Genomic DNA, 26,415 nt, shown 5'->3' on the forward strand with positions numbered 1-26,415 from the left:
CATGAAAAAGCATATTGCCATCGACTTAGGTGCTTCGAATGGCCGGGTCCTCGTCGGGGATCTTGGAGAATTTGAAGTTGTACATCGGTTTGTCACCCAAAACGACCAGATACTTGGTGAGTTCTATTGGAACATCCAAAGCCTGTTCGCGGAGATCAAGGTGGGACTGAAGAAAGCTTTTACCAAGTATGGAAGTGAAATCACATCCATCGGCATTGACACCTGGGGCGTTGACTATGTGCTCACTGATGCAAAAGGGAGCTTGGTCTCCCTTTGCTATCACTATCGTGACAGCAGAACCGATGGGTTGATCGAGCAGGTATCGAAGCAACTGGGAGGAAAGATGCGGATCTATGAGAGAACCGGGATCGCCTTCCAACCCTTTAATACGCTCTATCAACTTGCTGCTATGCAGCGTGATCGCCCCGAGGCCTTGAGAGCGGCACGTCACTACCTCTCGGTACCAGACCTGCTTGCCTACTGGTTGACCGGGATCATGAAGAATGAGAGGACCCATGCCTCCACCACGCAGTTGTATGATCCGATGAATCGAACCTGGGCATGGGATTTGATTGATGATATGGGTTTTGATCGTTCTCTCTTTGGTGATATCGTCGACAGTGGGACTGTCTTGGGGAGCCTGACAACAGATGTAGCGCACGAGGTGGGAGCCTCGAGTGAGGTTTCGGTTATCGCAAGTGCGGCTCATGATACTGCAAGTGCAGTAGCTGCCGTACCTGCCGCAGCAGGACAGACCCCACTGTATATCTCCAGCGGTACCTGGTCACTTCTGGGCGTTGAACTTCCTGAACCCCGTACTGACCAAGCTTCTATGGAGAGTGGTTTCACCAATGAGGTGGCTGCCAGTGGAGGTATCCGATTTCTCAAGAACATTATGGGAATGTGGATACAGCAGGAGTGTGTGAGATACTGGGAAGGGGAAGGTCAGGAGATTCACTGGAAGGAGCTGGATGAGGAAACACTTCAGTGTGCAGCCTACCGGGGATACATCGACCCGGCTGATGCCCGCTTTCTCAAGCCCAACACCTATGACAATTTGATGACTGACCGTATCGATGCCTGGTGCAGGGAACATGATCTTCCCAAGCCTTCCAGCAATGGGGAGTACATGGTTGCCATCTACCGCGGCCTTGCCAAGGCGTATGCCAAGGCAATCAGTGATCTGGAATCGGTGATCGGGAAGAAATTTACTGCTCTGCACATAATTGGTGGAGGCTGTAAGAACGAGATTCTTGACCAGTGGGCGGCTAGTGAGACTGGGCTTACTGTCTATGCAGGACCAGTGGAAGCAACAGCCTTGGGCAACTTGGTTGTCCAGGCTTGGGCTACCGGTGAACTGGAAAGTCTGCAGGATGGTCGTGACCGAATCAAACGTGAGCAGAAGGTAAAGATCTTCAGACCGTAACCTGAAGACTACCAAGCAGTTCAGTATTGTAGTCTTCTCTACAACGGTTCCATCATCAAGCGTTGTCTTTATGGTGTATTCAACCCTTGCCATGTTCCTTCTGCAGAAGATCAACAACCTGCACAGCCGGCTGAAGGGCTTGCTGGCTCCCTTCAGGGGAGTCTCGACGAAATACCTCGACAACTACCTCGCCTGGAATGGCTTTGAGGCTGAGAACCCCGGTCTGAACCGTCTTGATCTGAAAACATTGTTGCTGGGCAAGATGCAAACAATCTGCAAGTGCTCCACATATCTGGAAGTATTCCATAAGCCACCATTGCCATTTCCCGTTGCTGGGTAGCAATTCACTACACGCCTAAAACAGAGCCTAAAAATAAAACCATTTCTATAAAAGACATGATATACTACCCCTAAAATATACTAAAGGAGAATCGTATGTCTGGAATAGCGCTCATCATTACCTTCATCATTGCAATCGCAATCATGATTGTGGCAATTTCAAAATGGAATGTGCATCCTTTTTTGGCACTTATGGGGGTATCACTCATACTCGCCATTGTTGTCGGCATCCCGTTGGTGGATATCCCTGGCACCATTGGTTCCGGCTTCAGTGGCATATTCAGCAGTATCGGTATAGTCATCATCTTTGGAGCCCTTATCGGGACCATCCTGGAAAAGACCGGCGCCGCCTTGAAACTTGCTGAAATGGTGGTGCGCCTCGTCGGGCAGAAACGCCCCCAACTTGCCATGGAGATCATGGGCTGGGTCGTATCAATTCCCGTTTTCTGTGACAGTGGGTTTGTCATCCTCGACCCAATCAGGAAAGCGTTGAGGAAAAAGACCCAATTCTCCTCAGTCGCCATGACGGTGGCTCTCTCAGCCGGACTCTATACCTCTCATGTGTTCATCCCACCAACCCCTGGCCCCATTGCAGCAGCGGGAACTCTGGGAATTGGGGACAACCTGTTCATGGTCATTGTGCTGGGTGCAGTTGTCTCGATCCCATCCTTGCTCATCGCCTACTTCTATGCAAACTTCATTGGCAAGCGAATCAAGAGTGCCGAGGAGGAGACTGAAGACCTTACCAGCCAGGATTATGATGAGCTGCTCAAGGGCTTTGGGGACCTCCCCAATGGCTTTATGGCCGTAGCCCCGATCCTCATCCCGATTCTCTGCATGGCACTGGGATCGCTTGCCAGTGCCATGGGGTGGAGCGGCAACATGGCTACCTTCAGCAAGTTTATTGGAAGTCCCATTATCGCCTTGACTGTAGGCCTTATCTTCGGCATCATCCTCCTTGGACAGAGCGGAAAAATACGTTTATTCAACGTCATGACTACTGAGACACTCAGGGTTGTTGGCCCGATTCTCTTCATCACTGCTGCTGGTGGTGTACTTGGGAAGGTCATCTCCAGTGCAGGTTTTGTGGGATATATGAAGGAGAATGCCGCAGCCTTGAGCATGGTCGGCATCTTCTTCCCCTTCATTATCTCCGCTATCCTCAAGTCTGCTCAAGGTTCCTCCACGGTAGCCATTACCACTACAGCTGGTATCCTGGGAAGCTTTGTTGACAGCGGGTCCATGATGACAGGTCTGGGCCTCACTACCCCAATAGCGGCAGTGCTTACAGTCATGGCAATCGGAGCGGGAGCGATGACAGTTTCCCATGCAAATGACAGCTACTTCTGGGTTGTTACCAACTTTGGCCAATTGAAGCCTGAAGATGGCTATAAGACACAAACCATGGTTACGTTGCTCATGGGTCTTGCATCTATGATTTTCATCTGGATTCTCTCCCTGTTTTTGCTGTAAGATAGAACAAAATCTGGAGGCACAAGCCTCCAACACCATCATAGTAGCTGCCCCTCTAAGGGCAGCTGCTATGATGTATAGGAGAAGAAATTGAAAAACATTCTCTTGATTCCCGAGCGAGTGCAGGGAAAGCAAGGTGAGATACCCCGTCCCTTGGGGCGGAAAAGGAGGCAACGCCTCCTGAGTCCAGGGCTTGCCCTGGGGTATTGATACCTTTCATTCCCGATTCCTTTAAGGGAACCATGTGTTACGAAGAGATCTGCACCATAATGGACAAAGCCATCAAGAACCACCATCCAGATGCACAGGTTAAGCAGATTCCCGTTGCCGATGGTGGGAGAAGGAAGTGTTGACGTTTTCTTACAAGCCCTTCCCCATCGAAGGGCTTGTTATGTATGACTTTCCCTCAAAGCAATGAGATTCTTCAACTGTGTTGCAGAAAGCTCGGTAATCCAATTTTCTCCTGTCGCTATGACACTGTCAGCCAAATCTTTTTTGGAAGTGAGCATCTCATTGATACGTTCCTCAAAGGTTCCTTCGGTGATCAGTCGATGAACAGTCACCTGTTTATCCTGTCCAATTCTGAAGGCGCGATCAGTTGCCTGGTTCTCCACAGCTGGATTCCACCAGAGATCATAGTGAATTACATGGCTGGCTGCAGTAAGGTTCAATCCAGTTCCACCAGCTCGAATTGAGAGAATCATGAGCCAGCATTCAGGATCAGATTGAAATTGTTCCACCATGGCATCGCGCTGTGCCCTGGTCGATCCTCCATGCAGGAATGGGGCATCCAGTGAGAATGGTTCTTTTACCAAATCTTGAAGCAGGAAGCCCATCTGGGCGTACTGGGTGAAAACCAAAACTTTCTCGTTCCGTTGGTGTATTGACTCAAGCAAGTCCATCAGGAGGGTTGCCTTACCGGAGTTTTCAAGTTCTTTCTTACTGGTGTCGCAATACAGGGCAGGGTGGCAACAGACTTGTTTGAGGGCGGTCATTAGTTTGAATACTGCACCTTTCTTTGCAATTCCCTCTGCTTCTTCAAGTGTTTTTTCGGTTTGTTTGACGATTTCCTTGTAGAGCACTTTCTGTTCCAAGGATAGGGTTGCGTACCGTTCAAGTACCAGTTTCTCAGGTAGGTCGTTGATGATTGAGGTATCGGTTTTGACTCGACGAAGCATCAAGGGGGCAGTGAGGGAACGGAATGCCTTCAAGGCAGCTTGGTCATGGTACCGTTCGATCGGGATGGCAAAGTGTGTCTTGAAGCTGGATTGATTGCCCAAGTACCCCTTCATGACACAATCAATGATGCTCCAGTAATCAAGTAGTCGGTTTTCCACCGGGGTACCAGTCATGGCAATGGTATGATCGCTTTTTAGTTTGGCAACAGACTTTGCCTGGGCTGAATCCCTGTTCTTGATTGCTTGAGCCTCATCAAGGATGGTCACAGAGAAACGGGTTTTCTGCAAGAGTTCAGTGTCCCTTCTCACCGTAGCATAGGTGGTGATGATGCAGTCACTTCCCTTTTCAAGCTGCCGGTTCTGCCCATGGTACACAAAGGTGGTGAGAGCGGGTGCAAAGCGGGATATCTCATGTTCCCAGTTTGTCATCAAAGAGGCTGGTACAACGATCAAGACCGGCTTTTTTGGTGTGATGATGTTCTTGTTTTTCAGAGCAACCAGAAATGCTATCACCTGGACTGTCTTACCCAAGCCCATGTCATCAGCCAAGAGAGATCCCAGGCCGATTGCATGATTGTGTATCAACCACTGATACCCGCGCTCTTGGTAAGGACGCAGTGTAGTCTTAAGTTCAGAAGGGATAGGCGTTGGGGCAATGTGCAAGAGGGAGTTGAACAATTCCTTTACGCCATCTTCCATGATCACTGGTTGTTCATCATAGGTACCCAGCAGGTTTACCTTCAAGAGATCGAGTGCCGAGAGTTTGATCGTCTTTTCCAGCCGGCGATTGATTTTCTCAATTTCCTTCTTATCCAGCACGACGTATTGATCCTTGAATGCGACATACTTCCGACCTTGATCCATCATGGTCTGCAATGTCTCAGGATCGATGGAATCATCTCCTAAAACAATAGTCCATGAGACATCCAAGAGATCCTGTAGAGAGAGAAAACGTTCAGCTGTGCTTTCTCCAGAGGTGCTCATCCGCACCGAGACGCGTGGGGAGAGTGTTTTCTGCAAGCTTCTGGGTATAATCATGCTGACCCCGAGGGCTTTCAATGCGGGAAGGGCGTTGAACCAAGCGTCGAGGAATTCATCACCAGAAACGGTAGCTACTCCTCGTGCCCTTAGTGCTTTCTGGATGGGGCGGAAGTAGGTTCCCAGATAACTGAGGTCTTGAAGAATTGCAGCAGTCTCCGTATGTTTTGAAAGAAATGAGGAGAGTGCAATCGGTGCCTCTTCTGCCTTCTGTACTTGGATGTTGCATAGGTATGTGTCGTTCCCTTTTTCCTGCATCCAAAGTACCGGCCGATGAGAGCGGGTGCTGAGCATGAGCCTTCCAAGCCAGTGATGTATTGCAAGAGGATTCCCCCTTTGGGCAAGAGTTCTGCATTCATAGAGAGCACCTGCAAAGAACAATGCATGCTCGTCAGTCTCTGGTAGTTTTGTTGCATCCCCTAAGAGCTTGCTGTAGGAGCGTACAAACAGTGAAACCAAAAGGAAAATCTGTTGGAGCTTGTCTGCTGGTCGGGTATCAATGAAAACAAGGTCTCTATCCTGCAACCTTGATGCGAGAAAATCTGTTATAGCCTTGACCTCTGGGTTGAAATAGGCAGGTATCCAACGAAGAACATACTGTTCTTTGCCAAGAGCCAATAAGCTTGGTATAGCCCCATGGGTTTGCAGAAGACGAAGCGCAAAGTTGTGTGTAAAGAGCAAGAGGGCAAGGACCGGGGGGTATTCCTCGGTTGAGCCGATTGGAAAGGATTGGAGGTAGGAGAGACACTCATCCATCTCTTCCGATGAAAAGGAGAGCTTGTTTTTTCCCTGTTTGAGTACTCCATGTACCTTTTTTCCCTGGTAGATGATAGAACACTCATCATAGAGGATACTTGGTGTCTGTTGGGGAATCTCCATTTGATTGACAAACGTTGTGGTGTTTTTCGCAAGGTTTGTGATGAATGAGAGATAGTCACGCTTGAAGTTGCATTGAGGAGCAAAGAGTGGGGAGTCAGTAAGTACTCGCTCCAGTACCGGCTTCATGTCTGGGACCAGTTGCAAATCTGGCTCTCCTTCACCTGAAGAAGAGCTCTGCCATGTGTTCTCGGTAAGGGAATCCAAGGTTGGTATCTGTTCTTCAGCAATCCCCTCGGCGTTCTGGAACAACGATTCCACATCCAGTCCATGGAGACGAAAGACCAAAAAGGGGTCCTTGTCGATTTCATTTGCAATCATATAGATGACTGCAGCCAAATGTTTGCAGGGGACAGCCCAGTCAGGGCAGCTGCATTGCATACTCAAATCTTTCCATGAACGGGGAAACAGCATAATCCCGATATCCTGGCACTCCTGCTCAATCTCCGGGGGGAGTTCTCCTGTTTGCAGACTTCCTAGGTAATATGGATTCTCCTTGATGAGGGAGATCAGTTTCATGTTGTCTTCTGTAGTGTATTGATGGATACCTATGGCTACTTTGTAGGGAGTTGGCCGTGTGCCCTGCACCCGTGCAGTTACCTTACCCTTATCGATCGTAATAGAGCGAACGGAGCCATTACGTGCGTATCGCTTCCCTCTGGGGAGCCGGTTTGAGTAATCAATTTCTGTGAGGGCATCAAGCCAACGATTGCCCCACCAAGTATTTCCATATTCTGTGTATGCCATACGCTCGATTATGCAATATACAGGAAAGATTATCCAGTCATTTTCATGGTTGAGAACGTTCCAGTGATGCATGCTATGGGTTATGTTCAATATAGCTTTGCATGAGAAAGCAAGGTTAGATACCCCGTTCCTTGGGGTGGAAAAGGAGGCAACGCCTCCTGAGTCCATGGCTTGCCCCGGGGTATTGATACCTTTCATTACGTTCTCTTTTCATGTATGGTATAATAATGCTATGAAATCAATATCTATTGAAACATTGCAGATTGATCCGGGTGATGCTGTTGAGAGGATTAAAGATTTTATCATCTCCTCCTGCACCCGTGACGGAGTTGTCGTCCCGATATCCGGAGGACTCGATTCAAGTGTCGTTGCTACTCTGTGCGTAGCTGCTCTGGGGAAGGCAAAGGTGACAGGCCTGCAGTTGCCTGAAAAACAGGGCAATCCGGATGCTGAATACTACGCTAACATGCTGGCAAAACACCTCGACATTACAAGTGTACGCATTGATATCTCCCCAATGCTCAAAGCGTTCGGCACCTACTCCTATATCCTCTCTTATTTTCCGACACGACGTTGGAAGGAACGGCTTGTTAGGCGGTTCATGACCTCAGCAGAGGGGGAGAGTAATTATGTGAGGGTGTTGAACGGACAGGGGGATACGCTGATTCGAAAGGGCCTTGCTTCTTTCTTTACGAAACAGCGGGTGCGACTTGTAGCAGCCTATTCCTATGCGGAAAAGAACAACCTACAAGTGGTCGGGTGTGCCCACAAATCAGAGGAACTCACCGGTTTGTGCGTGAAATACGGCATTGATGATGCGGCTGACTTGATGCCTATAGGACATCTCTACAGGACCCAGATCATGCAGCTGGCACAGACGCTCGGTATTCCAGGAGAGATCCTTGAACGTACCCCAAACCCTGACATCATCCCTGGTATTACTGATAAGTATCAGGATGTTCTTGGTGTAACTGCAGAAAATGTGGATCTCGTACTGTATGCCTTAGAAAACCAGTTCCCAGAATCGGAGATTGCAGAGGCCACCGGCGTAGCTGAGGATGGGGTAGCGCGAATTGTTGAACTCTACCGCGTAGCCAAGCGAAACTCGGAGCATGCAAAAAAGGTAGAAGACTAATACAGGGCAATGGCAGGTAAAATCTATCTTCCTAAATCTCCCACTTGTGGATGCTCCCTTCCGTTGGCCGTCAACCCTGGTTCCTAAACTTGTCTGAAGTGACAACGATTGTGTTGCTCTGCTCAATCTGTTTTTGCGACTGCGTTTTCTGCATGCAATATGTAGTACGCGATTATCATTGATTGCAATTCTCTACAAATAATGAATTTTTTGTAAAGGTTTACACCTTTCTTAAAGTACAGAAATAATGATAATTTATTACCAAAAGCTATATTAATAAAGAAAAACTGTAAACGTTTACATTTTTTCTTGACAAACGAAATTTCCAGTGTAAAGATACTACGAACGCTGCCACTAGTGGTGTCCATTCCCCAACGGAGCGAGAGGAAAGGAATCAGCATGATGGTTTCTCTCCCGAGCGAGTGCCGGGAAAGCAAGGTGAGATACCCCGTCCCTTGGGGCGGAAAAGGAGGCAACGCCTCCTGAGTCCAGGGCTTGCCCTGGGGTATTGATACCTTTCATTGATGATGGATGCCTATTGTGGATAGTACGCTTACCAGGAGGCGAATCCTGGAATTACCCAAAAGGAGTTTTTATGAAGAAGACAGTAGCTATTTTGTTGGTATTGGCACTTGTCTGTACTGGTCTTTTCGCACAAGGCGGAAAAGAAGCAACCGATGACACGGTGAAAATCGGTGCGCTTATTAGAAATCTGAATGAACAATTTGTTAAGGACTATGCTGACAATCTTCGCAAGCTTGCTGAAGAAAACGGTGTTGAATTGAATCTACAGGATGCACAGGGAGACGTAGCCCGTCAGCTCGACCAGCTCAATACCCTGATCACCCAAGGATACAAGTATTTTGTAATCATTCCTCAGGACACAAGTGTGACTGAGCAGATGGCACAGCAGATCCAGGCTGTTGGTGGTGGTGCGGCATTCTCCAATATCCAGCCTTCTGTCGATGCTCTAAAAGTAGGCAAGGATTTTTACCTTGCTTCCTCACCTGAGTTGGTTGCCGGTCAGTACCAGGCACAGATAGTAGACGACTACTTCACCCAGTATCCTGAAAAGGCTCCTGGCAAAGTGTTGAATATTCTGTATTTGCAGGGACAACTTGGTCACCCCGCTCAGATCAGTCGTGAAGCTGGTTTTATCGATACCCTTGAGAGCCTCGGCTACACAGTGAACTTCGTTGCGAAAGACACTGCTGACTGGACTCCAGACAAGGCTCAGGAAAAGATGGACACCTGGCTTGCAGCACACCGTGGTAAGTTCAATCTCGTGGTTGCGCAGAATGACGGTATGGCTCTCGGTGCTGTTGAATCGTTGATCACCAATGGGTTGGTTGATAATGATCCCAGTGATGGTACCATCCTCAGTTTCCCTGTCCTCGGTATCGATGCTACTGCTGATGCATTGAATTCCATGGATCAAGACAAGCTGTATGCTACCGTTCTGCAGGACTCTGTTGGGCAGAGCAGCACCGCATTCGAGCTGGCCTATGCAATGGCCACCAAGGGTACTGCACAGGGAGTTACTGCTTGGGGTATCGAACCTGCCAAGGAAGTCATCAGTGAAGCTCCGGCAAATGACCCAGCTGTCATTTCCCAGTGCTATCTGGTTCCTTTCAAGCCGATTACCAAGGAAAATTACAAAGATTTGATGTAAGACAAAATGGTCTCCTGCCGCCGTTAGTGGCAGGAGATACTTTATGAACGACGATTGCAAAATAGGGAAAGAGGAAGACAGATGGACACAACATTTGCCCTGGAAATGGAAGGAATTACCAAAACCTTCCCTGGTGTTAAGGCTCTGGATGAAGTTACTCTCCGGGTAAAACCGGGAACAGTACACGCCTTGATGGGCGAGAATGGTGCAGGCAAATCGACGTTGATGAAGTGTTTGTTCGGTATTTATCAGGAAGATAGAGGGATCATCAAACTCAAAGGGAAAGAGCACCGCTTCAAGGACTCTCATGATGCGTTAAACCAAGGAGTGTCGATGATTCACCAGGAACTCAGCAATGTACCTGAGCGCTCGGTAGCTGAGAACCTCTATCTAGGTAGGGAACCTCTGAACAAGATTGGTTTGATCGACCACAAGAAAATGAATGACGAAACGCGCTCCCTGCTCGAGAATTTGGAAATCAATGTGAAACCAGAAGTTCGCATCGGTTCGTTGTCCATTTCCATGCAACAGACTTGTGAGATTGCCAAAGCGGTCAGCTACAATGCTTCGGTGGTCGTCATGGATGAACCAACCAGTTCACTAACGGACAATGAGGTACAGCACCTGTTCAAGATCATCAATCGATTGAGGGAACAGAATGTAGCAGTAATATACATCTCCCATAAGATGGAAGAGATTTTCACCATTGCTGATGAAGTGAGCGTCATGCGTGACGGCCAGATGATTGGGACCTATGACGTTACAGAGATGACCAACGAGAAACTCATTTCTCTTATGGTTGGTCGGGATGCAACACTTCGATTCCCTGAGTTCAAGAGTAAAGTGGGAGAAGTTCTGTTGAAGGTGGAAAATCTAAGTTCACCTAACCCCAGAAGCTTCCAAGATGTTTCATTTGAGGTGCATCGCGGAGAAATCCTTGGCATAGGTGGTCTTGTAGGGGCGCAACGCACCGAATTGATGGAAGCCATCTTCGGTGTACGCGCAATACGTGAGGGGAAGATTTATGTAGATGGTGATGAGATTCTGAACATGACTCCCCGAAAAGCCATCGAACATGGTATTGGGATGATAACAGAGGATAGACGAGGCAGCGGTATTTTCCCCCTGATGGATATATCCAATAACACTTCTATCGCCTCCTTGAAAGAGTATCTGAACAAGTTGCACTTGCTTAAGCACAAAGAAATGAAGGAAGAGTCAGTTCGGTACAACAAAGCCCTCAGGACCAAGACACCAACCATGGAAACATTGATCCAGAACCTCTCAGGAGGTAATCAGCAAAAGGTGATTATCAGCCGATGGTTGATGACCTTGCCAGATGTTTTGATTATGGATGAGCCGACCAGGGGTATTGATGTCGGGGCAAAATATGAAATCTACCAGATTATGGGACAGCTGGTTGAGCAGGGAAAGGCCATTATCATGGTCTCCTCAGAAATGCCGGAATTGATTGGAATGTCCCACCGTGTAATGGTTCTTTGTTCTGGGAAATGCACTGGCGTGTTGGACAAGTCTGAGTGTACCCAAGAGAATATCATGCGTCTTGCAACGAAGTTCATGTAAAAAAGAGGGAGAAAAACCTACCATGGAAATGAAAAAACTACTAAAAGACAGCAAAAAAGTTGCCACACAATATACCACTTGGGTCACTTTCGTTGGATTGTTGCTATTGCTCTCCATTCTGACCAACGGTCAGGCGCTTCGCTGGGGCAGTATCAGGAATCTCCTGATTGCAGAGTCAGTCAGATCCTTTGCTGCATTGGGTGTTGGCATGATCATCATCACCAAGGGAATCGACCTTTCTATCGGGTATGTGGTCTGTCTGACCGCAAGTGTTGCAGCTTCCTTCGCACAGAATCCGGATTATAGCTCGGCTGTCTATGCAGGCCAGAGTTTCCCCTTGATTATTCCCATCGTCGCAGCAGTTGCAGCCGGTGGTCTGTTCGGTCTTTTCAACGGTTACTTGATCGCGTATGGAAAACTTCCTCCGTTCATCGCAACACTTGGTTCAATGTCGATTGCGAAAGGCTTGCAGCTTATCTATACCAAAGCTGCTGTTGTCGGTTCCTTGAACCAGAACTTCAAGAACATTAGCCAGGGAAGCGTAGGACCTGTTCCCAATCTCATCATCTATGTTGCAATTGCTGCTTTCATTGTCTGGATACTGCTCAAGCATACCCGTCAAGGAACGCACTTCTATGCCATTGGTGGCAATGCACAGGCAGCTCGGGTAAGTGGAATCAATGTGGAACGTGACCTCATGATGGTCTACTTCTATGCTGGATTGCTGTATGGTACTGCTGGGACACTTTTGGCAAGTCGTCTTGGCCTTGCAAACTCGCTTACCGCAAACGGTATGGAGCTGGACGCCATTGCTGCAGTTACTGTCGGTGGTGTTTCCCAGAATGGTGGTGTTGGTAAGGTCAGTGGTATGATGGTTGGTGTCTTTACCATGGGCTTGATCAACTATGGAATGTCCTTCCTGGGTGTTGACAGCTACTACCAGCAATTGGTAAAAGGCTTTATCATTATCATTGCGGTCTACTTCGACATGAAGAAATACGCACGCCGCGCATAGGAAGGTTACAAGATGGGCAAACGGGAAGCTGCAACTATCAAGGATGTCGCGAATCTTGCAGGCGTCTCCATTGCCACTGTCAGCCGAGTCCTGAATAATCTTGGTGTGGTGAATCCTGAGACGGAAAGGAAAGTGCTTTCTGCCGTAAATATGTTGCACTATCAGCGCAATGCGGTGGCACGTTCCTTGAAACTCAGGGTCACAAAGAGTATTGGAATCATTGTCCCAGAAATTTCGAATACCTTCTTCACTGAAATCGTCGAGCAACTGGAAAAGTTGCTTGGCCCACTCGGGTATGCATTGTTGCTCTGTAGCTCAGAGAACTCCGTGCATGAAGAGAAACGAAAACTTGCCTTCCTGCTGGAACGTAATGTTGATGCACTTCTTGTTATTCCCGTCAGTGATGTGGGCGCACATTTTACCTCCCCTGCAATTTCAAACACCCCTTTGGTCATGCTTGACCGAAAGATTGAAGGGTTGTGTTGTGATGTGGTTCTGACAGATAACCGCAAAGGTGCGTACGATGTGACCTGCGCCTTGATCAGGGAAGGGAAAACCAATATTGGATTCCTTGGTGGAGACAATCATGTACACACCTCTGTTGAACGTCTCCATGGGTTTTTGGATGCAATGCATGCACACCAGAAAGAGGTCGATCCCAACTTCATCCTACTTGGTGGAATGACCCAGAAGTCTGGGTACACCCTAATGCAAAAAGCTTTGACGATGCCAAAATGTCCTGATACTTTTTTTGTGGTAAATGACATGGTGCACATCGGGGCAACCAGTTATCTGATGAGTCAGGCTTCCAGGGAGGTCCGTTCTAACATGGTGTTCTCCACGTTTGACTATCTCTACTACGCCCCGCTGCTCAAATTCTGTCATTATGCAGTGGCACAGCCGCTTGTCCAAATGGGTGAAACGGCTGCACAACTCTTGATCCGTCGCCTCGATGGTGATTTGGAAGGATTTCCTGCAACCGTTGTAATCGAACCAACCATCTGTGTATTGGAAGACAACGGTGGGGTCGTGACCGATGAAAAGTCAAAAGTTGCTTTCAACGAGCACTCCCCACAGTTCAATCGCGTTTTCAGTTAGGAAGCTCTTCGTCAAAACAAACAGCTACCTTCCCACAAGCACCGCTTGCCATCAAGGCATATGCTTCATCAGCTTTTTCCAACGGGAAACGGTGTGTGATGAGCGCTTCCGGGTGAATGCCCCAGCGAACCAAACGCTCCACCAGATCCTCCATCTTCCAGATACTGGTTACCCAGCTTCCATACACTGTTTTCTGGTCATGGAGCATGTCTTCACTTGGGTTGAAGTGTACCGTGCCACCTTCTCCAACAAGTGCAATCTTGCCCCATTTACGTGTGGCTCTGATTGCTGTAGCGCGGCCTGCATCACTTGCTGAACAATCGAAAGCTCGCTCAACGCCATTTCCTCCGGTAAGTGCCTTGATTTGTGCCACATTATCCTCTGCAGGGGTTAACACGTGGTCGGCAAGGCCAAGCTGCTTTGCAAGCTCAATACGGGCACTCTGGGATTCAATACCAATAAGCTTGTTTGCTCCCATTGTCTTTGCAAGCATCAGGGTAGCCAGTCCTACTGGACCAAGGCCGACAACCAGTACAGCATCGTTCCCACTTACCCCGACTTTCTCGATGGCTTCATAGACCGTACCAAAACCACAAGCTACCTGCGCGCCATCTGCATAGGTCAGTTCATCTGGAAGATAGACAAGATCTTTCTCATCGCAAAGGATATACTCTGCCATGCCACCATCTCGCTGCCAACCATAGGCTGCTCTCTTGTCGCTGGTGCAGCTGATCATATAGCCCTGACGGCATTCATGGCAGACTCCGCAGCCGCTGATGTGATATACAACCACACGATCCCCTTTCTTGAACCGCTTCAAGCCTTCACCCTCTTCAACAATCTGACCGCAAGGCTCATGTCCTGCAATGACGTTCTGGTATCCTTCAGGTCCTTTTCCGAGGTGTTCCCGGTAGATTGCCCTGATATCACTCCCACAGATGGTACTGCACTTCGTCTTTACCAATACCTGGCCATATCCTGGCTTGGGAATCTCAAATTCACCGAATGCAACCGTACTGTTTCCAGGAAGCTTTGCCCCCTTCATCATCTTTTTTCCCATCATTTTCCTCCTTTTCGATATCTTTCCGGACAGGGGATGATTCCATCCTCGTCCCATAGGTCGTGCCATGATTCGGCGCCCTCCCATAGGAAGACCTGTCCCTTGATCAAGCGATTATTGCAATCTGCACCCCTGAGGGTGAGAATCTCCTCCTCAGTGAGTGGGTCCGAAAGCACGCTCTCCAGGTTGCTTCTCAAATTTCTTTCCTTTGTGGATTGGGGAATGGGTATCACCCCATTGGCTTGGGCCCACTTCAAGCAGATTGCAGCAGGGTGGCAGTTGTGCCTCTTGGCGATCTCAACCACAAGTGGATGTTGCATGTCGATGACATCCTCTGGAGTTGTGTCTCTCTCAGGCCTGTTGGGAGAGCCCAGGGGGCTGTACCCAATAGGGATGATACCCTCTTCCTTGATGTAGGAAAGTAGCTCGGGTTGCTGGAAACAGGGATGGAGCTCCATCTCGTTGAATGCCGGCCTGATAGAACAGGAGGCAAGTAATAATTCCATCTTTGCTTTACTCATATTGCTGGTGCCTATATGCCGAACAAGACCCATGGATACAAGTTCCTCCATGGCAGACCATGTTTCCATGAACTCCTCATGGAAGTAGGGCCTTGCATTAGGACTGCGACTGGTTACATCACAGTGTGGTGGATGATAGTTCGGGAACGGCCAGTGAACGAGATAGAGGTCAAGGTAGTCCAGTTGCAAATCTTTGAGAGACTGTTTTGCTGATGCAATGACTTGATTTCTAGCATGGGAATCATTCCATACCTTGCTTGTGATCCATAGCTCTTCGCGCTTGATTCCACAGGTTTTCAGTACTTCTCCAATCTCTTTCTCATTGTTGTATACACTCGCACAGTCAATGTTTCTGTACCCTATCTGCAAAGCAGTTCGTACTGCTTCAGCCATTTCACTGCTGGAAATGTGGTCAGAACCAAACGTTCCCACGCCGATAATGGGTATCTCAGCTTTGGTGCTTGCAATAGTTCGTGTAGGTAGTTGCATAGTACTCCTCCTAATATGTATACCGTATCCTGTTTGCAATCATTGGCAATGCTTAATATGCGAAAAGATAGTATCAAAATGCGCATTTTATAGTATAGTGGAGATAATGACACAGATAGGTTTAAAATTACGGTTCCAAGATGGCTATGACATGGCGGTTGCAAATGGGGTGGTACAGTATGCCCGCACAAAATTTGACTGGCAGGTACGTGGGCAAGGACCTTGGTTCTTTTCCCTCGATAAGGAAGCACTTCTTTCCTGTGATGCCTTGATTGCCCGAATCGAGGACGATGAGGATGCACGGTTTTGTGCAACGCTTGGTATCCCTGTGGTGGATATTGCTGGTGCCACTTCGTTGAAGCTTTTCAGCCAAGTCAGAAATGATGATTACCAGACTGGGGTAAGTGCCGGTGCCTACCTGAAAAAATTGGGAAGCCAGCATCTTGCTTGGTGCGGTGTAGAACAGGTGCACTGGGCACGTGAGCGATTCATCGGTTTTTGCAGTGCCACGTCCTCCATCCCTGAAATGATGCCGAGTTTTTCTCGGTCTTTGTCCTGGTGGAGGCACCTCTACGACTCAGACGCACAGCTGGAGGCGTGGCTGACTGAACTTCCAAAACCCTGCAGTCTATTCTGTTGCAACGACCTCTCTGCAATGAAAGTTGAGCTCGTATGCCAACGACTTGGCATTGCAATACCTGAGGAGATCATGGTATTGGGGGTGGATAATGAGACGTTGCTCTGTGAGCTGGCCAGTCCTTCGATTTCCAGCATTCAACCCGATTGCGAGACGATTGGATACCAAGCTTCGGCAATGCTTGATTCAATGCTCAATGATGAAACACACGGGGTACATATACGTCGTATAGCTCCAGGGCCTGTAAGGGAGCGAGAGAGTACCCGTGTAATCTACTGTGAGGATGAGCATGTTGCAAAGGCGATGCAGTTGATCAAGGCAGAAGCAACGAGTGGATTGCAGGCGAGTGAGGTGGCTCGTCAGGCTGCCATCTGCAGACGTTCTTTGGAGATGCGCTTTCGTTCCTTACGAGGAACCACTATCTGGGAAGAGATCACTACGGAAAAACTCTCCAGGGCAGCGTCGTTGCTCTCCCATTCACAGCAGAGTATTGCTACTGTTGCCCAGCAGTCTGGTTTTTCTTCAATACATAGGTTTTATAGTTTATTCAAACGCAACTATCATATGACGCCTCAACAATATCGGGAAAAAAAGGCCCGAACATAAGCTTTCCTACAACCACCGTTTTATGGCATGATGGAGAGCGAGGTATAGTATGGAACTTATGCTCGATACAGCTAACTTGGAAGAAATCAAGAAAGGTTTGGAAATATACCCAATCAATGGGGTTACCTCCAATCCTTCCATCATCAAGGCAGAAGGAAAGATTGATTTTTTCAATCATATGCATCAGATCCGTAGTCTCATTGGGGAAGAGCGAAGCCTTCATGTGCAGGTGGTAGCCCACGATGCAGAACACATCATTGCCGAGGCAGAGAGAATTCTCAAGATTCTTGGTAGCAATACATTTATAAAGATTCCTGTGACTGAAGAGGGCCTGAAAGCCATAAAAATACTGGCTTCCCGGCAGGTTAACATTACAGCCACTGCCATCTATACCACCATGCAGGGAATTCTGGCCATGCTCGCTGGTGCCAGGTATCTCGCTGTCTACTATAACAGGATGCTGAACATTGATATTGATGCGGCTAAGGTGATCAGGGAGCTCAGTAGTTTGCTCTGGGCAAACAGTACCAACTGCCAGATACTTGCCGCCAGTTTTAAGAATCTCAGTGAGATAACCACTAGTTATGCCAATGGGGCAAGCTGTTGCACCGTTCCCTATGCGCTGTTGCAGACCGGACTACATATGCCTTCCATAACCAAGGCTGTCCACGATTTTTCTGAAAATTGGGAAAAGATATATGGGAACAGAACGCTACTCGATTTCTAAAAATGACCTGTTTGCCCTTGCACATAATGCACTGTCGGTTGAACTTCTTGAAGATGGATATTATTGCGCTCTGCGTTTTGCAAAAGAACAGGAACCAGGGTATAGCACCCATCCACTCTATCGGGCAATGGCTAAGACCAGTGCTTCGGTGTGTCTTCGCTTTCAATCTCTCTCCGACGTTACGATTCACCTGAAACGGTATAATCAGTCACTGCTTCCCAAGAAAGGGGAGCCGGTGATTGATTTTACAACGCTTTACCCCCACGCTCTGGATCTATCTGAGACCTTCGACCTCATCTACGCTGGCAATGATGTAGTGCATCTCCCTTTGCAGAGTGACCAGATTCCCATCGCAAAAGGGAATCTGGTGAGTCTCTACCTTCCCATGCATCACCAAATAGGGTTTCGGATAGAAGGGGCTGTGCAACCTGTCGCAAAAGAAGGTAAGACACTGCTTTGTATCGGTGATTCAATTGTCCAAGGAGTGGGGGTACGCCATCCCTCTGCATCTTTATGCGAGCAACTCTCATCTCTCAAGGGCGTACAGGTTATAAACCAAGGCATTGCCGGAGCTTTGGTGAATTCAAAACTCATCCAGAAATTGGATATTCCCATTCATAGCATTCTCGTGGCACTTGGTACCAATGATTGGTCCATACGTGAAACCCTTGCAGATTTGCGTGGGGAGATGTTCGCGTTGCTCGGGAGAATCAGAAAGTTCTATCCTTTGGTGCCCGTTACGGTACTTACTCCGCTGTGGAGATCTGACATCCAGCAGACACAGAGCATGGGGAGCTTTTCTGAGATGCAGAAGACCCTGGAGTATACAACTTACTGCTTCCCCAGGGTCCGTGTAGTGAATGGGCTCTCCCTATCGCTGCGCGATGCATATGATGATGGATTCATCCACCCCGATGAGCGAGGGATCAGGTTCTTGGCAAAAGGGTTGGTCTCTCAGCTTCTATAGTCATTTTTCAGTGTATCCACTGCTGAGATGATCCTTTCCATCGCTTGTTCAATATTGCTCCGTTGGGTCCCGAAGTTGATTCTCACAAACCTGCGGTACTCCTCTCCTCCAAACCACGTTCCATCATTGAAGGCAACACTAGCTCTTTGGCCGAAAAACCTGGATAGTATTCCTCCTCCTGGGCTTTTCTTGGTCTCATAAAGCTCTGGATGTGCCTCCCTATCCTTTTCAACCAGAGGGATCAGCGCTGAGCAATCGAGTAGGGTGATGAATGAAGCTTTTGGCCTAATACATATGATTTCTGGGACATGGTTTTGCAATGTCTCCTCGATATAGGTGAGATTATCCTGTAAATAGGCAAGTAACTCCGTCAGCCATGATTCTCCACTCTGGTAGGCAGTGGTGGCCAATGTAGTGGCAAAGGTGGAATTACCTGTAAGGAAGAGTTGCTGCAGCCGCTTCTCATAAGACTGCTTCAAGGTTTGATTATTGAATAATGTAACGGAGTAGTGTTCTCCAGCCATATTGAAGGTTTTGGAAGGGGCCATGCAGACAATGCTCTCACACCCAGTTTTCTTCCCTACTTCGAGAAGACTTACAAAGGACTCATAGCGAAGATCAGCATGAATTTCGTCGCTGATGATTGTCACCTCATGCTTTTTGGCTATACGGCAGAGTTTGGTAAGTTCTTCTTCACTGAAGACCAGACCCGATGGATTATGGGGGCTGCAGAAGAGTAAGATCTTTGCCTTCTGACAGAGTTTCTCAAATTGATCCCAATCAAGAGAAAACTGGTGTTGCTGTTCATCATAGGACAACGGCCAGGGGCTCAATGTCCTATTGAGATTGTTCACCATGGTCACGAACGGTTGGTAGGAAGGAAAAGGGACAATGACCTCGTCCTGCTCTTCGCTGAGAAGATCCAGGAGTATTGCGATACTGTTCAATACCCCTTGGCTGAGTACTACTTGATTAGGTGACAACTCCATCTGATGCCATACCTTTACCCACCTTAGGAAAGCGCCCTTTTGCCCTGGGGCATAAGGATACCCGTAGATGGCCTGCTCAGCAAGTAAACGTGCCTGCTCAGAAACTTCCGGGACTACAGGGAAATCCATGTCTGCAACCCAAAACGGTATTGCTTCAGGATTGCCACACATGGATGCGATGGCTTCCTTGTTCCATTTGACGGACAAGGAAGAACGACGGTCAGTGATTTGATTAAACAATGATTGCATTACGAACGATACTCCACTTGATAACCAGAACGCGGATTGGGGTAATACCCTTCTCGTACCTTTCTGGTTTTAAATACGATTGCATGTTCTGGGCAGCGATGATAACACCCAAGGCATCCAGTACAGGCCCGGTCGAAGACAGGTTTGCCATCCTTCATTTCAATGTTGGCAGATGGACACATACGGTAACAAATTCCACAGGAAGTACACGCATCGGTAACGGCGAAATCGAGTGCTGTATCCATGAAAGAACGATGGATCGGGAGCATTACATGGTTGATTGCAAAACGAGAGAGGGGAGGGCGATGCGGAAGTCTGATAACCTCCGTTGTAATGTCCTGAGCAATTTCTGCAACCTTCCTGTCAGCTTTTGTATAGAGGTCCTCAATCTTCTCCTCACTTGGCGCATTGAGTAGAGGAATATATCCATCGGGCATCACCACATGATTTGCATAGCTTACCACAGCCCCAGCTTCCTTCAGCAGGACCTCCATCGTTTGGAAGGTATATGCTTGAAATAGATAGCGAGTCGTGACAAGAAAGAGATATTTCAATGGGGAGAGATCTTGTTTTTGAAATACCTCCTCAATGAAATGGGGAACCAGATTGGGTGGAAATCCCTTGTAAACTGGAAAAACAAACCCTACTTGTTCAGTAATGGTGAAGGTTGGTGTTTCCATCAAGGAAGGAATCATCAGTACCTGGCAGTCTCCGAGTTCACTACAGAGCTTCTGTGCTATATAGTAGCTATTGCCTGTACCAGAGAAGCAGAGAAGTGTAGTTTTCATGCATCGACCTCGAGTGGGAAGTGCTCAAGACGGGTGCATAGTTCAGTAATATCTTCATCATGCAGATCAAGGTTGGTTACCAATCGTATCATTTCCCCTTCAGAATTTGCCAAGATTCCTTGCTTTGCTAATTGGCTTACTACTTCAGAACTCGAAAGTGAGGGCACCCGGAAGAAGATGATATTGGTTTGGACTCCTTCGACGTCTACCTCAGCCCAACCCCCCTTTGCCAAGGCATCAGCCAAAGCCTTGGCATGTGCATGGTCATCTGCCAGTCGATCTACATGGTTCTCGAGCGCATAGATTCCGGCAGCTGCAAGCACCCCAGTCTGCCGCATTCCTCCTCCCAGCATCTTACGAATCGTGAGTGCCTTGTTGATGAACGCTTCATCCCCACAGAGCACGCTCCCTACTGGACATCCAAGTCCTTTGGAAAGACAGAAGGTAATGGTATCCGCATAGTTCGCATAGGTCTTGACCGGGATCCCAGTGGCTACCTGTGCATTGAAGATTCTTGCTCCATCCATATGTACTTTCAAATCATGAGTGGATGCAAAATCCTTGATGCCTTCCAGGTTTTCCAATGGATAACAGTATCCTCCAATCGTGTTTTCTACCTCGATAAGGGTGGTGGTTGCCATATCATAGTCACCCTGTTTTACTTTTCCGATAAATATATCAGCGTTGAGAATACCACGAGGAACATCGAAGGAAATCGGAAGTACCCCAGCAATTGCCGAAAGCGAACCTATTTCATGCTGGATGATATGGCTATTGGCTGCCGTGAATACCTCATTGCTTCTTCCTCCATTGATATAGAGGCTGATAAGGTTACCCATCGAACCGGAGGAGACAAACAATCCACGTTCCTTCCCGGTCAGTTCAGCTGCCATTGCTTCCAGTCTAGTGGTTGTAGGGTCTTCTCGGTAGACATCATCACCTACTTCTGCTGAAGCCATGGCTTTTCGCATTGCTTCAGTTGGTTTTGTGATAGTGTCACTTCTCAGATCATAGTATTTCATCGGTCATCTCCTTGTTACTACCTGAAACTATAGCGGAGAGCGAGCGTTCAGTCCAGCATACAGAAGGTCCCTGGACGAATCCAGGGACCTGTGCTTGTCGAGTGAAACAACTACTTGAGGTAGATGTCCTTGACCGGATGATAATCCATGGTGTTTGGATACCAACCGCCCCACTTGTTAGTATCAATCATGTTGATTGCTACGTAGTAGTAGAGAGGCATGATACCCATATCCTGGTTAATCATGATGTCTTCAGCGGTCTTGAGAACACCGAAGCGATCCTCGCCAGCCGGCATTCTTGCTGCTTCATTGATCAACAGGTCATAGACCTCATTTGAGTACCTACCACCGTTCATACCGGCACCGGTAATGAACATGTCAAGGAAGGTATTCGGATCCTGGTAGTCACCAACCCATCCTGCACGAGCAATTTCAAAGTTGCCTTGGTTACGGTTGGAGAGGTAGGTCTGCCATTCCTGGTTCTCAAGAGTTACTGTGATCCCAAGGTTGTCTTTCCATTCCTGCTGGATGAATTCAGCAATCTGCTTGTGACCTTCGTTGGTGTTGTACAGAATAGTGGTGGTCGGGAATCCAGCACCGTTGGGGTAACCAGCTCTAGCCAAGAGATCCTGTGCCTCGGCAATCATGTCATCAATGTTGTCGTGGGGGAACTCAAGTGCTTCGTAACCGGCCATCGGGGGTACGATGCCCCATGCGGGAATCTGTCCAGCTCTGGTTACGCCTTCAACAAGTGCCTCTCTGTCGACAGCCAATGACAGCGCACGGCGGACATCGGGGTTGTCAAACGGAGCAATCTCGTTCTGGAAAACGTAGTAGTAGGTGGACAACTGTGGGGAGGACTGGAAGTCAGCGCGCATCTGAGCAGCTGAAAGCTGATCATTCGGCACGTTGGTTGCCCAGTCAATTTCACCATTGAGGTACATGTTGTAGTTGGTGGTATCGCTGTCAGAGGAGTAGAAGATGACCTTGTCAAGCTTCACATTCTCCTTGTCCCAGTATGTGTCACTCTTGACGACAGTAAGGGAAGTCTGGGGAATTCTCTCAGTGAGTACGAAAGGACCATTACCTACGAAGTTCTCGGGGGTGGTCCATTCATCTCCAAATGCTTCAATGGCATGCTTGGGAACGATGGAGAAACTGTAGTGAGTCAGTGCATCAATTGCATAAGGGAGGGGACCGATGAGATCCATCTGGAAGGTACGGTCGTCGAGAGCGCGGATTCCCACGGCCTCAGGACCAGCTTCCCCAGCATTGAACTCCGTTGCACCTTGAAGGAACATGCAGGGGAACCAGGCATAGGGACCTGCAGTCATTGGATCAAGGAGTCTCAACCAGCTGTAGACAACGTCATCTGCAGTGATGGGAACGCCATCGGACCAGACGGCATCTTCACGAAGCTTGAAGGTATACTGGGTGCCATCTTCGTTGACTTCCCAGCTCTCTGCAACGCCAGGTACTGCAAGAGCAGTCTCAGGGTCAATTGCTACCAAACCTTCGAAAAGAGCTTCGAAAATTCTATGTTCGGGAACTCCTTGGATGAGAGCGGGGTCAAGTGACTCAGGCTCAGCACCGTTGGAAATGCGGAACACGATCTCTTCCTTTGCTGGAGCAACGGGTGCTGGAGCGGCAGGAGCCGGTGCAGCAGGTTCTGCTACAGCTTTTGGAGCCGGAGCCGGAGTTTCCGGAGCAGTCGTTGCTGCCGGAGCCGGCGTCGTGGTAGCGGCTGGTGCAGGTTCTTCTTTGTTTCCACAGGAAATAAAGAGAGCACTGACAAGCAGCACACTAAGCATGATAGCCAGAAATTTCTTCATAGACATATCTCCTTGTAGTTCTAAGTATACATATTCAACTTAGCTTACGTCACATTAAACCACGAATCAAGAGAAAACGCAAATAGGTTTCTCTAAAACAGCCTTTAGAATGCATATATCGTGTTTATTCATACAAAATTTACAGAGACTGTATTTGTAAGGAGGTACCTGTTTTTTCTGTTACTTTCGAGTATATTGGAAGTGAAGAACAGGAGAAGTTACCGTGGTACGACATGCTACCTATATAAAACCTAATGGAATCCAATACCGTGTTACCAACATGTTTCATGGTATATGTGGATTTTTCTCACTATTTCTGATCTGGGGTCTTGTGTTAAACCTCTCAGAAGGGGTCAGTTTGTTCAGCATGATTCATATTCTGATTCTGTTACTGCTTACCCTAGCAGGGACATTCTACCGTGACACTTGGATTTTTAATAAGCAAGACCAGATCATCACCAGCATCTATGGTTTTGGCCCTTTATGCAGACGTGAACAATTCACTTTTTCTGAGGTCCATCAGTTGGAGTTGACTCACTTTGTCAGGGGAACCACTGATAAGGATGCAAAACCGACAAAACGTCGATTTCGCGCCATGATTGTGTTTTCGCTTTCTCTAGGGGAGAACGATACGCGGGATATTGAAATCATAGCCGAGAAAACCAGTGCTGGGAGAACCGAGTCGGCAGTTCAGGCTATCTCTGCTGTAACAGGTCTTCCCTTATACGTCGATCGTCCCAGGGATCTCGACCTACATGTATCCTATAAAGATATGAAATGGTAAAAAAGAGCCACCGCATTCGGTGGCTCTATGTTGCTCAGGTTTTTTCACTTGCCGTCTTTGCTGCATCGGCTTCAGCTTCTTCCATCGTGACCTTGCTGAGATCTCTTTTGTCATAGAGCCAGCAGGCAACCTGTTGCTTCTCATTGATGTCCAACATCGGTGGAATGTGGCAGGAACACCAAGGCATTTTCTTGGGACAACGGTCATAGAAGTAACAACCAATACGCTCCTTGTCAGGGGAAGGGACATCACCGGTGAGGATGATTCGCTTTCTTTCTCTTTCTATCTTCGGGTCAGGAATCGGAGCAGCACTAAGCAATGCAATGGTGTATGGGTGCAACGGATTGTCGTAGAGTTGTACAGCCTCACTAATTTCAACAATCTTACCCAGGTACATAACCGCCACACGCGTAGAAATATGCTGAATTACTGCCAGGTCATGAGCAATGAAGATGTAAGTCAGTCCGAACTCTTTTTGCAGATCTGCCATCAGATTGAGAATTTGCGACTGGATGGATACATCCAAAGCCGATACCGGCTCATCGGCAAGGATGATCTTTGGGTTCAACGCCAACGCACGTGCAATTCCTATTCTCTGTCTCTGTCCACCACTGAACTCATGAGGATAACGGTTCTTGAATGCTTTGTTTAATCCAACCCGTTCCATCAATTCCTCAACACGACGTTCAATATCCATTGGACTCATTGGGGTTTCGAGCAGTCTTCGGTTATTGTAAATTACCATTGGCTCAGCAATGATTGAACGAACCGTCATTCTGGGATCCAGTGATGCATAGGGATCCTGGAAGATCATTTGGATATCAAGTCTAGCTTTGAGCATGGTCCGGGTATCAGCTTTTACCAGATCAATGCCATTGAATATGACACTTCCACTGGTTGGTTTGTTGAGCTGGCTGATAGAACGTACCGTAGTAGACTTTCCACAACCGGACTCGCCTACGATGCCCAGTGTTTCTCCGGGATATACATCAAAGGAGATTCCATCTACTGCACGGATTGCTCCAACTTGTTTCTGAAGGATTGCTCCGCTGGTGATGGGGAAGTGTTGTTTTAGATCCCTGACTTCCAACAGGGGCTTTCTTTTTTCTATACTCATTCGGCCTTCTCCTTGATGTTAGCTTCGTTCAGTGCCCGTTGCTTTTCACTCTCTTCAGCGAATAGCCAGCAAGCTACCTCATGTCCTTTTCCAAGATCTTTTACCAGGGGATAGGCCTGTCGACATACTTCCATTGCCTTATGGCAACGTGGGTGGAACGGACAGCAGGGGGGCAGGTCGATGACATTGGGTGGTTGTCCTTCGATGGAGAAGAGGCGGTTACCCTTCTTTGTGGTGTCCATGCGGGGCACACTCTTGATCAAACCTTCCGTATACGGATGGCTTGGTCTTGCATACAACTCATCAGTTGTGGCTTTTTCGACGATTCTGCCTGCATACATGACACATACTTGGTCACACATGCCAGCCACAACACCCAAGTCATGGGTGATGAGGATGACTGCCGTTCCCATTTGGTTGCTAAGCTTGGCAATCAATTCAAGAATTTGTGCCTGGATGGTGACATCAAGGGCAGTTGTTGGCTCATCAGCAATCAGCACCTCAGCATTGCAACTCAACGCTTGAGCAATCATTACACGCTGTCGCATACCGCCAGAGAACTGATGGGGATAGTTCTGGATGCGTTTTTCTGCAGAGGGGATACCTACCAGCTTAAGCATATCGATGGAACGTTCAAGTGCTTCCTGCTTGGAAACGTCCTTCTCATGGAGACGGATGGTTTCCACCATCTGTGTGGAAATCTTGAGGAAGGGATTCAAGCTGGTCATCGGGTCCTGGAAGATCATGGAGATTTTCTTGCCTCTGATGCTTCGCATCTGTTTCTCAGACAGCTTGAGAATGTCCTTCCCTTCAAAAATGACCTCTCCACCAACGATTTTTCCTGGAGGGGAGGGGATAAGTCGCATTAAGGAAAGGTTGGTAACGCTCTTACCGCTTCCGCTTTCTCCTACAATACCGATGGTCTCTCCTTCTCTTACCGAGAACGAGACCCCATCAACTGCCTTTACGATTCCGGCATCGGTCTTGAAATATGTTTGAAGGTCCTTTACGTCAAGGACTGTCTTTGCATTGGGTTTCATACTCAT

General features: G+C 48.1%; 23 protein-coding genes and 1 pseudogene. 13 read left to right on the plus strand and 11 right to left on the minus strand.

Annotation, left to right across the window (positions count from 1 at the left end; all coding sequences use genetic code 11):
- The first annotated feature begins 1 nt into the window (after window position 1).
- The 3 genes from DYP60_RS02130 to DYP60_RS02140 all read left to right on the plus strand — a co-directional run bounded on the left by DYP60_RS02130 (window position 2) and on the right by DYP60_RS02140 (window position 3,238).
- Complete coding sequence (locus tag DYP60_RS02130) at window positions 2–1,426, plus strand: rhamnulokinase (RefSeq protein WP_117329224.1); 1,425 nt, start codon at window positions 2–4, stop codon at window positions 1,424–1,426.
- Between the two features lie 70 nt (window positions 1,427–1,496).
- Entirely contained in the window at window positions 1,497–1,766 is a 270-nt protein-coding gene (locus DYP60_RS14705) for a hypothetical protein (protein WP_133299269.1), read from the plus strand.
- 95 nt (window positions 1,767–1,861) lie between these two features.
- A complete protein-coding gene (locus DYP60_RS02140) occupies window positions 1,862–3,238 on the plus strand; it encodes a GntP family permease (RefSeq protein WP_117329226.1) in 1,377 nt (458 codons plus the stop codon).
- Between the two features lie 55 nt (window positions 3,239–3,293).
- Here the strand turns inward: DYP60_RS02140 and DYP60_RS14100 are convergent, their stop codons facing one another.
- Entirely contained in the window at window positions 3,294–3,458 is a 165-nt protein-coding gene (locus DYP60_RS14100) for a hypothetical protein (RefSeq protein ID WP_165849468.1), read from the minus strand.
- Window positions 3,459–3,480: 22 nt separating this feature from the next.
- On the opposite strand from DYP60_RS14100, the pseudogene DYP60_RS02145 reads away from it, so the two are divergent.
- Window positions 3,481–3,610 (plus strand): annotated as a pseudogene (locus DYP60_RS02145) (glycerate kinase); the annotation flags it as partial.
- Between the two features lie 17 nt (window positions 3,611–3,627).
- On the opposite strand, the gene DYP60_RS02150 reads toward DYP60_RS02145, so the two are convergent.
- Window positions 3,628–7,275, minus strand: a complete 3,648-nt coding sequence (locus DYP60_RS02150) for an SNF2-related protein (RefSeq protein WP_117329228.1) — start codon at window positions 7,273–7,275, stop codon at window positions 3,628–3,630.
- Between the two features lie 34 nt (window positions 7,276–7,309).
- On the opposite strand from DYP60_RS02150, the gene nadE reads away from it, so the two are divergent.
- Window positions 7,310–8,212, plus strand: a complete 903-nt coding sequence (gene nadE, locus DYP60_RS02155) for an NAD(+) synthase (RefSeq protein ID WP_160525224.1) — start codon at window positions 7,310–7,312, stop codon at window positions 8,210–8,212.
- A gap of 354 nt (window positions 8,213–8,566) precedes the next feature.
- Here nadE and DYP60_RS14105 read toward each other — a convergent pair whose 3' ends face one another.
- Window positions 8,567–8,734 (minus strand): hypothetical protein, encoded by a 168-nt coding sequence (locus DYP60_RS14105; RefSeq protein WP_165849469.1) that lies wholly within the window; start codon window positions 8,732–8,734, stop codon window positions 8,567–8,569.
- Between the two features lie 73 nt (window positions 8,735–8,807).
- Here DYP60_RS14105 and DYP60_RS02165 point away from each other — a divergent pair, with 73 nt between their 5' ends.
- The 4 genes from DYP60_RS02165 to DYP60_RS02180 all read left to right on the plus strand — a co-directional run bounded on the left by DYP60_RS02165 (window position 8,808) and on the right by DYP60_RS02180 (window position 13,581).
- A complete protein-coding gene (locus DYP60_RS02165; protein ID WP_117329231.1) occupies window positions 8,808–9,884 on the plus strand; it encodes a substrate-binding domain-containing protein in 1,077 nt (358 codons plus the stop codon).
- Window positions 9,885–9,965: 81 nt separating this feature from the next.
- Entirely contained in the window at window positions 9,966–11,468 is a 1,503-nt protein-coding gene (locus tag DYP60_RS02170; protein WP_117329232.1) for a sugar ABC transporter ATP-binding protein, read from the plus strand.
- 22 nt (window positions 11,469–11,490) lie between these two features.
- Window positions 11,491–12,483 carry an ABC transporter permease gene (locus tag DYP60_RS02175; protein WP_117329233.1) on the plus strand — a complete coding sequence of 331 codons (993 nt, stop codon included), beginning with the start codon at window positions 11,491–11,493 and terminating at the stop codon, window positions 12,481–12,483.
- Between the two features lie 12 nt (window positions 12,484–12,495).
- On the plus strand, window positions 12,496–13,581 hold the full coding sequence (locus tag DYP60_RS02180) for a LacI family DNA-binding transcriptional regulator (RefSeq protein ID WP_117329234.1): 1,086 nt from the start codon (window positions 12,496–12,498) through the stop codon (window positions 13,579–13,581).
- Here DYP60_RS02180 and DYP60_RS02185 read toward each other — a convergent pair.
- Together DYP60_RS02185 and DYP60_RS02190 are read right to left on the minus strand one after the other, a co-directional pair.
- A complete protein-coding gene (locus DYP60_RS02185) occupies window positions 13,574–14,641 on the minus strand; it encodes a zinc-dependent alcohol dehydrogenase family protein (RefSeq protein ID WP_117329235.1) in 1,068 nt (355 codons plus the stop codon). The two genes, DYP60_RS02180 and DYP60_RS02185, sit on opposite strands and share 8 nt — an antisense overlap.
- Window positions 14,641–15,651: an aldo/keto reductase gene (locus tag DYP60_RS02190; RefSeq protein WP_117329236.1), complete on the minus strand. Its 1,011-nt coding sequence runs from the start codon at window positions 15,649–15,651 to the stop codon at window positions 14,641–14,643. Before DYP60_RS02190 ends, DYP60_RS02185 begins: the two co-directional genes overlap by 1 nt.
- Before the next feature lie 106 nt (window positions 15,652–15,757).
- Here DYP60_RS02190 and DYP60_RS02195 point away from each other — a divergent pair, with 106 nt between their 5' ends.
- From DYP60_RS02195 to DYP60_RS02205, 3 genes are read left to right on the plus strand one after another with little or no spacing between them, the layout of a single operon-like run.
- Entirely contained in the window at window positions 15,758–16,894 is a 1,137-nt protein-coding gene (locus DYP60_RS02195; protein ID WP_117329237.1) for a XylR family transcriptional regulator, read from the plus strand.
- Between the two features lie 49 nt (window positions 16,895–16,943).
- Window positions 16,944–17,621: a fructose-6-phosphate aldolase gene (locus tag DYP60_RS02200; protein ID WP_117329238.1), complete on the plus strand. Its 678-nt coding sequence runs from the start codon at window positions 16,944–16,946 to the stop codon at window positions 17,619–17,621.
- A complete protein-coding gene (locus tag DYP60_RS02205) occupies window positions 17,593–18,588 on the plus strand; it encodes an SGNH/GDSL hydrolase family protein (RefSeq protein ID WP_117329239.1) in 996 nt (331 codons plus the stop codon). The genes DYP60_RS02200 and DYP60_RS02205 overlap by 29 nt, the downstream gene beginning before the upstream one ends.
- On the opposite strand, the gene DYP60_RS02210 is transcribed toward DYP60_RS02205, so the two are convergent.
- From DYP60_RS02210 to DYP60_RS02225, 4 genes are all read right to left on the minus strand, one after another.
- Entirely contained in the window at window positions 18,576–19,826 is a 1,251-nt protein-coding gene (locus DYP60_RS02210) for a MalY/PatB family protein (protein WP_117329240.1), read from the minus strand. The genes DYP60_RS02205 and DYP60_RS02210 overlap by 13 nt on opposite strands.
- On the minus strand, window positions 19,826–20,614 hold the full coding sequence (locus DYP60_RS02215; protein WP_117329241.1) for an EFR1 family ferrodoxin: 789 nt from the start codon (window positions 20,612–20,614) through the stop codon (window positions 19,826–19,828). Before DYP60_RS02215 ends, DYP60_RS02210 begins: the two co-directional genes overlap by 1 nt.
- The gene (locus DYP60_RS02220) at window positions 20,611–21,636 is read right to left on the minus strand and encodes a threonine aldolase family protein (protein WP_117329242.1); all 1,026 of its coding nucleotides are present in this window, start codon (window positions 21,634–21,636) and stop codon (window positions 20,611–20,613) included. The genes DYP60_RS02215 and DYP60_RS02220 overlap by 4 nt, the downstream gene beginning before the upstream one ends.
- 110 nt (window positions 21,637–21,746) lie before the next feature.
- Window positions 21,747–23,468 carry a peptide ABC transporter substrate-binding protein gene (locus DYP60_RS02225; RefSeq protein WP_202384339.1) on the minus strand — a complete coding sequence of 574 codons (1,722 nt, stop codon included), beginning with the start codon at window positions 23,466–23,468 and terminating at the stop codon, window positions 21,747–21,749.
- 223 nt (window positions 23,469–23,691) lie between these two features.
- On the opposite strand from DYP60_RS02225, the gene DYP60_RS02230 reads away from it, so the two are divergent.
- Window positions 23,692–24,252: a hypothetical protein gene (locus DYP60_RS02230; RefSeq protein WP_117329243.1), complete on the plus strand. Its 561-nt coding sequence runs from the start codon at window positions 23,692–23,694 to the stop codon at window positions 24,250–24,252.
- 34 nt (window positions 24,253–24,286) lie between these two features.
- On the opposite strand, the gene DYP60_RS02235 is transcribed toward DYP60_RS02230, so the two are convergent.
- Entirely contained in the window at window positions 24,287–25,369 is a 1,083-nt protein-coding gene (locus tag DYP60_RS02235) for an ABC transporter ATP-binding protein (protein WP_202384340.1), read from the minus strand.
- Entirely contained in the window at window positions 25,366–26,415 is a 1,050-nt protein-coding gene (locus DYP60_RS02240; protein ID WP_117329244.1) for an ABC transporter ATP-binding protein, read from the minus strand. The genes DYP60_RS02235 and DYP60_RS02240 overlap by 4 nt, the downstream gene beginning before the upstream one ends.

Origin of the sequence: Sphaerochaeta halotolerans (genome assembly GCF_003429665.1) — a bacterium.
In the GTDB taxonomy this organism is placed as follows: Bacteria; Spirochaetota; Spirochaetia; order Sphaerochaetales; family Sphaerochaetaceae; genus Sphaerochaeta; species Sphaerochaeta halotolerans.

Excerpts from the sequence above, each read along its gene's own strand:
- nadE (WP_160525224.1), top strand. The coding sequence starts at position 7,310 with ATGAAATCAATATCTATTGAAACATTGCAGATTGATCCGGGTGATGCT.
- DYP60_RS02140 (WP_117329226.1), top strand. The coding sequence starts at position 1,862 with ATGTCTGGAATAGCGCTCATCATTACCTTCATCATTGCAATCGCAATC.
- DYP60_RS02185 (WP_117329235.1), bottom strand. The coding sequence starts at position 14,641 with ATGGGAAAAAAGATGATGAAGGGGGCAAAGCTTCCTGGAAACAGTACG.
- DYP60_RS14105 (WP_165849469.1), bottom strand. The coding sequence starts at position 8,734 with ATGAAAGGTATCAATACCCCAGGGCAAGCCCTGGACTCAGGAGGCGTT.
- DYP60_RS02150 (WP_117329228.1), bottom strand. The coding sequence starts at position 7,275 with ATGAAAGGTATCAATACCCCGGGGCAAGCCATGGACTCAGGAGGCGTT.
- DYP60_RS02200 (WP_117329238.1), top strand. The coding sequence starts at position 16,944 with ATGGAACTTATGCTCGATACAGCTAACTTGGAAGAAATCAAGAAAGGT.
- DYP60_RS02210 (WP_117329240.1), bottom strand. The coding sequence starts at position 19,826 with ATGCAATCATTGTTTAATCAAATCACTGACCGTCGTTCTTCCTTGTCC.
- DYP60_RS02195 (WP_117329237.1), top strand. The coding sequence starts at position 15,758 with ATGACACAGATAGGTTTAAAATTACGGTTCCAAGATGGCTATGACATG.
- DYP60_RS02225 (WP_202384339.1), bottom strand. The coding sequence starts at position 23,468 with ATGAAGAAATTTCTGGCTATCATGCTTAGTGTGCTGCTTGTCAGTGCT.
- DYP60_RS02235 (WP_202384340.1), bottom strand. The coding sequence starts at position 25,369 with ATGAGTATAGAAAAAAGAAAGCCCCTGTTGGAAGTCAGGGATCTAAAA.
- DYP60_RS02220 (WP_117329242.1), bottom strand. The coding sequence starts at position 21,636 with ATGAAATACTATGATCTGAGAAGTGACACTATCACAAAACCAACTGAA.
- DYP60_RS02165 (WP_117329231.1), top strand. The coding sequence starts at position 8,808 with ATGAAGAAGACAGTAGCTATTTTGTTGGTATTGGCACTTGTCTGTACT.
- DYP60_RS02215 (WP_117329241.1), bottom strand. The coding sequence starts at position 20,614 with ATGAAAACTACACTTCTCTGCTTCTCTGGTACAGGCAATAGCTACTAT.
- DYP60_RS02175 (WP_117329233.1), top strand. The coding sequence starts at position 11,491 with ATGGAAATGAAAAAACTACTAAAAGACAGCAAAAAAGTTGCCACACAA.
- DYP60_RS02170 (WP_117329232.1), top strand. The coding sequence starts at position 9,966 with ATGGACACAACATTTGCCCTGGAAATGGAAGGAATTACCAAAACCTTC.
- DYP60_RS02180 (WP_117329234.1), top strand. The coding sequence starts at position 12,496 with ATGGGCAAACGGGAAGCTGCAACTATCAAGGATGTCGCGAATCTTGCA.
- DYP60_RS02205 (WP_117329239.1), top strand. The coding sequence starts at position 17,593 with ATGGGAACAGAACGCTACTCGATTTCTAAAAATGACCTGTTTGCCCTT.
- DYP60_RS14100 (WP_165849468.1), bottom strand. The coding sequence starts at position 3,458 with ATGAAAGGTATCAATACCCCAGGGCAAGCCCTGGACTCAGGAGGCGTT.
- DYP60_RS14705 (WP_133299269.1), top strand. The coding sequence starts at position 1,497 with ATGGTGTATTCAACCCTTGCCATGTTCCTTCTGCAGAAGATCAACAAC.
- DYP60_RS02190 (WP_117329236.1), bottom strand. The coding sequence starts at position 15,651 with ATGCAACTACCTACACGAACTATTGCAAGCACCAAAGCTGAGATACCC.
- DYP60_RS02240 (WP_117329244.1), bottom strand. The coding sequence starts at position 26,415 with ATGAGTATGAAACCCAATGCAAAGACAGTCCTTGACGTAAAGGACCTT.
- DYP60_RS02130 (WP_117329224.1), top strand. The coding sequence starts at position 2 with ATGAAAAAGCATATTGCCATCGACTTAGGTGCTTCGAATGGCCGGGTC.